This window comes from Aquimarina sp. I32.4, from assembly GCF_002924285.1.
Lineage (GTDB): Bacteria > Bacteroidota > Bacteroidia > Flavobacteriales > Flavobacteriaceae > Aquimarina.
Map to the genome: position 1 here is coordinate 1 of NZ_PGUB01000142.1, position 8,793 is coordinate 8,793.

Here is an 8,793-nt window from a genome sequence, read left to right on the forward strand (position 1 = left end):
GAAGATGTAACGGTACAAGCACAGCGTAATATTAATACCGCCTCACAAGGTGATACCGCAATTCTAGCAGAAGGTACAACGACAGTACAAGCCACAGGAGATACTACAGTGCGCAGTGATGCAACCATTACAGTAGAGGCAGTAAGTGATGCAATTCTAAAAGGACAACATGTAACTGCCCAAGGCCAAACCACAGCAACTCTCAAGGGGCAACAAGCAAAAGTACAGGGGCAAGAAGCCACCATACAGGGAGCCAGTGGCAAAACCGATTACAAATAATAAGGTAAAACCAATTGAGAACTCAAAACACATAAAATCATGTCATCAAAACCAGCAGCCACTATAAGCAGTATGCATACTTGCCCTATGTGTAGTGGCAGTACACCACATATAGGAGGGCCCATCACTACAGGAGAGGCCAATATTATGCACAACAATAAACCAGCAGCTACTGTAGAGAGTCAATGTATCTGCGCCATAGGAGGGCCAGATACGATAGTACAGGGGCATCCCGCAATATTTCACAACGGTAAGCCTGCCGCTATGGTAGGACATATGACTGCTCACGGGGGTATAATCACTACAGGAGAGGCCAATATCACCCACGGATTTGTTACAGAACCTATGGAACCCTATACCATGTCTACTGCCAAAATCCCATTCCCACAGATTGGTATTACCAACCGATTATTGGGTAATACCACAGAAGCACAAGCAAATCAACAAGCCCTGCAACAACAGGCAGAAAATACAGAAGGTGAACCCAAAGTATATAACTACCAATGGCGAAAAGAAAGAACGGTTATACGCGATCGCAAAGTGCTAAAAATAGTGACTTTAACCGCTGATGTGATACATATACCTGATGGAGGAAATGCTACGATTAAAGTCCTAATCCCTGCAAATGATGAAAGCCAAGAAACTCAAGTAGTCGAATTGACAGGGGTGGTCAAAGACAAACAAGTAACCGTAGAATGGGAGCTAGAAGATGCAAGTGCTAATGAAAACAGTAATAGCTAGACATGGAAAGAAACGAAGCTCTTGAAGCCTATCAAAAAGAAGCCTATAACCAAGTTGTAGCCACCTACACTTTCTCTGTAGAAGTAGCAGGGGTAACCTCTAGCGAACGCCCTTTATTAGAAGCAAAAAAACCAGGTGTTAGTCTAAATTTTTTACGATACGGGGCTTTTAATGCCAAACCAAATATTCATCTCAAACAGGATATCCAAGTACATGCACCCGAAACCAGCACTGATATTGAAGAAGATCAAACAACCACACATGAAAAGGTCAAACGTATAGAACTCGACCCTGTAGAGGTAACAGCCAATAAAAAAACACCCCAAAAACCGAATGACCATCTGCCAGAGATAGAAAATGCATATTACCAAAGAACCATCCTTAATGAGGGCTATTTGTACCTTATCGAAGATGGCGAAAACCAACATTGGCTGGAATATGAGATTAATGCCTTGGGAGGGGTACACCCCATATTTTGGAAAAACAATATAAACGACGATAATACCTATAAGGATAGTAGAGATAAAGTAGCCTATAGAGCTGAATATTCTTTGATTTTTAAAGAAGGCACCATCCTTTGGGTGGGGTATTCTGCCACACAACTTTCTATTAGTCAACTAGAAGAGCTTAAGGGGAATCTGGGGACTACCGATACTTTTTTAAAAGTAGAATGCAAAAGCTTTCTTAAAACAGAAGCAGAAAATCTAGACTACAAACAGCAAATAGCACCATATAATCGTTTTTATGCCCAATTTGATCCTAGATTAGAAAATCAATCCATGATTTTTGCAAACAGGCTAAGGCACATTGCAGAAATAGAACAAGCACCAGACCCTAATAACGAAAATGACCTGCTAGAGGATCTGTTTGTTACCCTGCTAGACCCCATAGGTTGTGCAGACGATCTATACTATTTAACCGAAAAAGAACACAACTACCACGAAGCGCTTATAGCAACGCTCACCATGCCCCAGCATCCTCGAGATTATTATGAAACAATCTGGAAAAATAGTAGAGAAGATAGTAACGACAATAGTAGCGAAAACAGTAACGATGATAGTAAAGACGATAGTGACGGCATTTCAAAAGAAATCCAAGAACAACTCAATTATCTTTTTATCACAGCACTTGCTACCTATAAATTTGTCTACGACAATCCCGAAACCATAGACGATTATAGTAGAGATAAAAAATCTTGGTCACATGGTGTAGACCGAGAAAAAATCTATAAAATATTAAATGTAAGAGAAAGAGAAAAACAAAGAGGGCGTATTTATAAGATGCGGGATGCCTTGGGCACAGTGCTAAAATCAGAACATTACCAGAACGCACTATTGGGCTACAAAAACAATATCCCCTTGCGGCAAGAAGCAGGAAAACTACACGCTGCCAGCCACCTATACATGCTTGCTACCTACCAGGGCATTGCAGACAGAGATTTAAACCTAGCCAAAGATTACAAGCCTAGCCATGATTATTGGTTACAACAGATCAGAAACACGCTGGTACCCAACCCCACTGTTTTTAAAATGACTACGGCACTGCTGGATTTAGAAATAGATATTGACGATTTAGAAAACGAAGCCAAAAAACCTATAAAAACACATCTCAAGTTTGGTAAAAAATTTGTCTCGCTGGGCAAAAAAATATTAGGTGCCTATGCCGCTATTGGTAGTGTATCACAGTCTGAATTTGAACTGGTAAACAAAAAAATATTTTTTGTAAGCACCATTTCCAAAAAAGGAAAAAAAGGGCCTTTTTACAAATTTAAAAATAAAACCGTTGATGGCTTTTTAAACAATAGTGAGCTAAAAAAACTTGCCAAAAGGTAATACAACCACCAAACTCCAACCTATACCTATTACCAAGTACATCCCGATGCCGTAGACGAGGCCAGAAAAATTGCTCGTAGCTCTGGGCCAGGCAAAAAACCGGTAATTTATGTAGATAAAGGAGAGAGTGCCAAATACGGCAAACAGGTAGAAAAGTTCTTAGACAGCAAAGGATTTAATCAATTTGTACTAGCCTATGAGCTATGGGGATTGACTATGGCTTCTCAAAAAATCATGGAAGATGGCGCTAATTTTAATACTATTATGTCAGTATCTGGGGCATTTGTAAAAACATCTGCAATAATTTTAAAATTGACCCAAGAGAGCAAAGGGGCAGCACGCTTTGATGCTTTTGCCGAAGCAAAAAAACTAGAAGTACCCAGATTGATCAATCGGTATAAAGGGGATACTATTGAAGTTACCTATAAAGGAGTTTCAAAAGGATTTAGCGCAGCAGGTAATGCTTTTACAGTAATAGCTTGTGCCAAAGACAGCTATATTGGTTTTGCCAAAGCTGATTATGATGCTGCCGTTGCACAAGCCGTAGCAGGAGTAGCCAGTGGGATATTACTTGCCTCACAGGTTGGGCTTATTGCAGAACTGGCGTTTCCGCCTGCACTAATCATCTCTCTTATCGGGATGGCAGCGTTTGGGATTGCCATTTATTTTACCGATACAGAGCTAGAAGCCTATTTTAAACACTATCCCCTAAGTACCTTTTCAAACATAAAAAGGGAGTTGTACGATCTAGAACCCTATGATTTTATGCTAAAATTGTATGAGGGTAGAGATGAATTATTATGGCCTAATAAAGACAATCTGTTGGTTACAGAATCTTATGACCACCTCAAAGATTTTAAACGGGTATTTGTAGACCTAATGAATTTGATAGGCAATTGCTCATTAGAGATTAGAGGGAGTGAGCATCTACACTCACCTCGCGATAAACAACACTATTTTCACGCTCCCCAAAAAACCTATATAGACCAGTGGTACCACCCTTGGCGGGCAATGGGCATACAAATTAGTTTTGGCGTATTTTTACAAAGTGTAGAAGATTTAGAGTATGAGCTGTATTATGTAAACCCTGATATTTTACGGGGGGAGCGTTATGCCATACCTATACCCAAACGGTATAGTAAAGTACTACCATTTCTAGATAAAAACAATACCTTTACTGTAGAGTTATGGTTACAAATACCAGATCAACTAATGATTATAGAAGAAAACACCTTGCAATCTGTACTAGAAGTACCTAGAAATACCAAACGACAAAAGGTACAACTAGATTTAGAAGCAGGAGAAATTGCCGTACTATGCAGATTGCATAGCAAACACCAACAAAGTTTACCCCTTACCAATCAAGATACCCACGGGTATTTATACAGCCAATTGCCCATACAATACCGTACCAAGGGTACATGGATGATAAGTCGTCGTTCGGGGTTTACACAAGTGGTGACCAAAGCTCAATTTTTAAAAACCTATCCATTAAAAAAAATAAACTATGTCAACTAGAAACTGGTTTAAAAAAGATGCACTGCCTTTTAAAATCCTAACGAAACCTACTCCCAAAAATGTAGTAGATTGGTTTGATGAAGTAATCGATGGTTTGGATGATGAAGAGCTAATCTTGATCCTACGTGCCAGAGGGGGGATTAATATCCCTACGCTTTTATGTGTTTTTGTAGGAATAGTTCTAACGATTGCTATGTCTATAGGACTCTTATTCTATGGCTGGGAAAAATTTGGAGGAAAAGGTTTTTTAATTACATTATCAACACCATTTATAGCTGCACTTGCATCCTATTTATATGGCTTTATCTTACCTACCAAAAAAATAGTGTTAAAGCGGTATACAGGTATGATGACCTATCCTAGCTATGGGTTTTACCCGCATATGACCTTAACCTTTACTCGCGCTACGGTATATAAATCCCTAATTAGTGGGCCTGATGCTACCATAGGTGGGTATAAACTAGCCGCTCGTAACCCGTATAACACAGGAGTGGGCAAAGGCAATTATGACCTAGCACCCGCAGACCCAGAAGAGTGGTGGAGCTATTTTGTATGGTATATGGATCAAAACCGCCCCTTGCCCCCAGGCAAATCCTTTGATCCTTATAGAGATAAAGATTTTGAGCGTCGTAAAGCCGCAGGATTCCCCAAACCGTTATATAAAAGCAATATCCCAACACCAGAAGCCACAAAAGAACAACAGGCAGAACGTGAACGTATTGGAGGGTGGTAAAAAAAGCTGTGAATATCGAACACCCAATACTGAATGTTGAATAATGAATATCAAAGTTTCTCACTACCCAATATTAAATTAAAAAAAATTAAAGGATGCCAACTAGAAACTGGTTTAAAAAAGATGCACTGCCTTTTAAGATTTTAACTGAACCTACGCATAAAAACGTAACAAAGTGGTTTAATAACGAAATAGGAGGTTCAGATGATGAAGAGCTGATCTTAATCTTACAGTCTAGAGGATTTAGCATGATGGGAACAGCCTTTTATGTTTTATGGCTCGTACAACTTTTAATTATGACAATTATTGCAATTTTTTCAGATAAATCTAATATAGATTTAGATTTATTATTATACTCCTCTCCTCTATTTATAATTGGAACTGCTTTGTGGATTTATAATCTTATAACACCTACCAAAAAAATAGTGTTAAAGCGGTATACAGGTATGATGACCTATCCTAGTTATGGGTTTTACCCACATATGACCTTAACCTTTACTCGCGCTACGGTATATAAATCCCTAATTAGTGGGCCCGATGCTACCATAGGTGGGTATAAACTAGCCGCTCGTAACCCGTATAACACAGGAGTGGGCAAAGGCAATTACGACCTAGCCCCCGCAGACCCAGAAGAGTGGTGGAGCTATTTTGTATGGTATATGGATCAAAACCGCCCCTTGCCCCCAGGTAAATCCTTTGATCCTTATAGAGATAAAGATTTTGAGCGTCGTAAAGCCGCAGGATTCCCCAAACCGCTATACAAAAGCAATATCCCAACACCAGAAGCCACAAAAGAACAACAAGCAGAACGTGAACGTATTGGAGGGTGGTAAGAAGTTGAAAAAAAAAGAATAAAAAAGAATAAAAAACAATGGAAATAAAAAGTAAACTTTGGGAGCAAATAAAAAACTATGATCTAGATGCCCCATTAAGTAATTATGGGTTTTCTACTCGATTGGCTTCAGAGAATAACTGGACAATTGATTTTACAAAAAAAGCCATTCTAGAATATAAGAAGTTTATGTATCTAGCAGTAATTTCCCGTTCTATGGTTTCTCCTTCAGAGATTGTAGATATAGTATGGCACCAGCACCTTATATTTACACATTCTTATACTGCATTTTGTAAAGAAGTAAAGAAAAGGATTCAACATAAACCTTCTATTCATAAAAATGCTAATGAAATAAAAAAATTTAAAGAAGCAAAGAAACGAACTACTGATTTGTACAATAAAAACTTTGGAAAACAACCCAAGGAGTTTTGGCGATATAATTCTATTTATGAGCCTCTATCACTAGAAAAATCAAAGATGCGTATTCCGTTTTTTTTACTCTTAAATGCTATTTTGCTGGTATTTATAATTACTATTTTATATAGCCCTCTCAAAAGTATTTATAGCCAAATAGACAACCCTTACTTTTTGTTGTTATATATTCCAATTGTAGTAGGTAGTTACTTGATTCTAAATCATTATAATAAAACAAGGCTACTTTCATTAATATACAAGTGGGATAAAGATTCTTTTATTTTTAAGCTGGAACCGATGGAGTTGGTGTACCTAAGCAAAAAGAATCTAAAAGATGTTTCACATGGGGTACTCAATGAGATGATTAAAGATGATAAAATTGATGTTACAGGGCAAGAAAAGCTTAGAATTACCAAAAAAGAACCCGAAGATGTCGTAGAAAATGCAATATATTCAACGCTTAAGGATTCTCGTAAAGATGAGTATTATATCAAAGTTATTGATGAAATAGTAAGCAAACCAGTTTTTCAAAACATAGCAGAATCAATGGGTAATTTTCAACAATATTTTGTTGAAACAAAGGAGTATTTTCAACTTTTTTCTTTTAACCTCTATATCATTTTATTCTTTTTTATGATTGCTTTTGTTAGATTATTAACAGGGATTAGTGGGGATAAGCCTATAACGTTTTTGGTGGTTACCTTGATAGGGTATATTATCTTTAGCTGGGTTTATTTATCGAGGTTTAAGGATTTCTTTATGCATAAAACAATTCCTGAATATTATAGAAGTAGATTAATTCATAAATTAAATGATAAAGAACTAAAGACATGGGATTATTTTAGGTATGAAAAAGAGGCTTTGGTTGGTTCGTTTATTCCTATAGTCAATTATACCTCTAGGAATCATATAAATTCATCAGGTAGTGGGTGTGGTAGTTCTTGTGGATCAAGTTGTAGTAGCTGTAGTAGTTGCGGAGGGTGTGGAGGATGTGGGGATTAAATATATAAAACGATAAAGGAATAATAAATATCGAACACCAAATACTAAACACTGAATGTTGAAGTTTTTTATTACAAAATCATACATTATAATAGCAGATAAGTACATAAGAGAGATTACCAAAAAAACTGTGGCAGTGATCAGGCAGGGCTAGAACAATATCATCATAGAGTCTATAAAGAAAACTCAATTTGAGTAAAATTATAGTACAGTAGTAAAACTTATTTAAACATAAAAAATGTTACAAAACATCAACATACAAAAACTGGTCGATGAGATCTCACAACCCAATGTGGTTTGTGAGATTGATAATGAAATCCCCAAAAATGCAGAGGGCAGATACATACATATTATCTATACTTTGGTAAACATAGTAAGACCTTGCATGTATAAAAAACTATTTAACCCTTATATTCACATTAAAGATATCCACGGGAAATTACTTTTTAATGACAGGTTACATATTGCTGATACAGCAATCAATGAAATAGCCATTAAAAATGCGAGGTATTTTGATGTCCATTTGGTCAGAAGAAAAGATTCTTTGATGGTACATTACTGCGTCGTTACTCCAGAGTTAATAGCTCAGAATAGACCCTATGTAAATCGAATTAATTTCACTGATGGAGTCTTTAAAGAGGTAGCCTATAGAAAAGCAGCATCTATCATTATAAAAATGATAAAAGATAAAGAAAAAATGGATCATAATTCCTCAGAAAACTTCAGTATCACAGTACATAATTATGAGCCAGAAACTCAAAAATGGTGCATTGAGAATTTTATCACATAAGATTAATAGAAAATATAAGCATAGGTAAATCTAACATTAAATCTTATTGGGGTTTTATTGTATGGTATATGGATCAAAACAGACCCCTACCTCCTGGAACTGCTTTTGATGCGTATAGAGAACAGGATTATGAAAGACGTAAAGCTTTAGGATTTCCTAAACCGTTGTATTATAGTAACATTCCAACACCAGAAGCCACACCAGAACAACAAGCAGAACGTGAATGTATTGGGGGGTGGTAAGAAAGGTAAAACCGAAAAATGCTAAATGTAAAATGTAAAAGTTAAAATGAATATCGAATACTGAATGTTGAATGTTGAAGTTTTCTCAATTCTCACTACTAATGTGTTTTGACCCCTATAAAACAAGAGTAATCTTTTAAATTTGGATTATTAATTATGCTACTCTATTTTTCATTAAAATTAAGTGTTTGTCTTTGTTCCATTTTTCCATAGGAGTTATTCTTCCCAATAGTCCATGATGCCTTACGTTGTTATAGAAAACCACATATCTTTTTAGTATTTGTTGAATCTCTCCAAATGTTCTATACTCAAATCGTTGAAAGACTTCTTTTTTAAGTATTCCATGATAAGCTTCTACATGTGCATTTTCCTCTGGTGTAGCAACATGAGTAAACTCTTGACTTACCCCT

At 36.7% G+C, this 8,793-nt stretch carries 10 protein-coding genes; 9 read left to right on the forward strand and 1 reads right to left on the reverse strand.

What is annotated here, in order from left to right; translation table 11 throughout:
- The 9 genes from CVD18_RS22810 to CVD18_RS20190 form a co-directional block, all read left to right on the forward strand.
- The coding region (locus CVD18_RS22810; RefSeq protein WP_158250518.1) for a hypothetical protein at positions 1-279 on the forward strand (279 nt) is incomplete at its 5' end.
- A gap of 39 nt (positions 280-318) precedes the next feature.
- Positions 319-1,020: a PAAR domain-containing protein gene (locus CVD18_RS20155; RefSeq protein WP_103867297.1), complete on the forward strand. Its 702-nt coding sequence runs from the start codon at positions 319-321 to the stop codon at positions 1,018-1,020.
- 2 nt (positions 1,021-1,022) lie between these two features.
- The gene (locus CVD18_RS20160; protein WP_103867298.1) at positions 1,023-2,852 is read left to right on the forward strand and encodes a toxin VasX; all 1,830 of its coding nucleotides are present in this window, start codon (positions 1,023-1,025) and stop codon (positions 2,850-2,852) included.
- Between the two features lie 216 nt (positions 2,853-3,068).
- Positions 3,069-4,370 (forward strand): hypothetical protein, encoded by a 1,302-nt coding sequence (locus CVD18_RS20165; protein ID WP_103867299.1) that lies wholly within the window; start codon positions 3,069-3,071, stop codon positions 4,368-4,370.
- A complete protein-coding gene (locus CVD18_RS23010; protein WP_199185116.1) occupies positions 4,360-5,103 on the forward strand; it encodes a hypothetical protein in 744 nt (247 codons plus the stop codon). The genes CVD18_RS20165 and CVD18_RS23010 overlap by 11 nt, the downstream gene beginning before the upstream one ends.
- Positions 5,104-5,198: 95 nt before the next feature.
- Positions 5,199-5,936: a hypothetical protein gene (locus CVD18_RS20175; protein WP_103867300.1), complete on the forward strand. Its 738-nt coding sequence runs from the start codon at positions 5,199-5,201 to the stop codon at positions 5,934-5,936.
- 38 nt (positions 5,937-5,974) lie between these two features.
- Complete coding sequence (locus tag CVD18_RS20180; protein WP_103867301.1) at positions 5,975-7,351, forward strand: hypothetical protein; 1,377 nt, start codon at positions 5,975-5,977, stop codon at positions 7,349-7,351.
- Positions 7,352-7,589: 238 nt separating this feature from the next.
- Complete coding sequence (locus tag CVD18_RS20185) at positions 7,590-8,141, forward strand: hypothetical protein (protein ID WP_103867302.1); 552 nt, start codon at positions 7,590-7,592, stop codon at positions 8,139-8,141.
- Positions 8,142-8,209: 68 nt separating this feature from the next.
- Positions 8,210-8,383 carry a hypothetical protein gene (locus CVD18_RS20190; RefSeq protein ID WP_199185117.1) on the forward strand — a complete coding sequence of 58 codons (174 nt, stop codon included), beginning with the start codon at positions 8,210-8,212 and terminating at the stop codon, positions 8,381-8,383.
- 154 nt (positions 8,384-8,537) lie between these two features.
- On the opposite strand, the gene CVD18_RS20195 is transcribed toward CVD18_RS20190, so the two are convergent.
- Positions 8,538-8,793 (reverse strand): integrase core domain-containing protein (locus CVD18_RS20195; protein ID WP_146052742.1); only part of this gene is annotated, 256 nt, incomplete at its 5' end.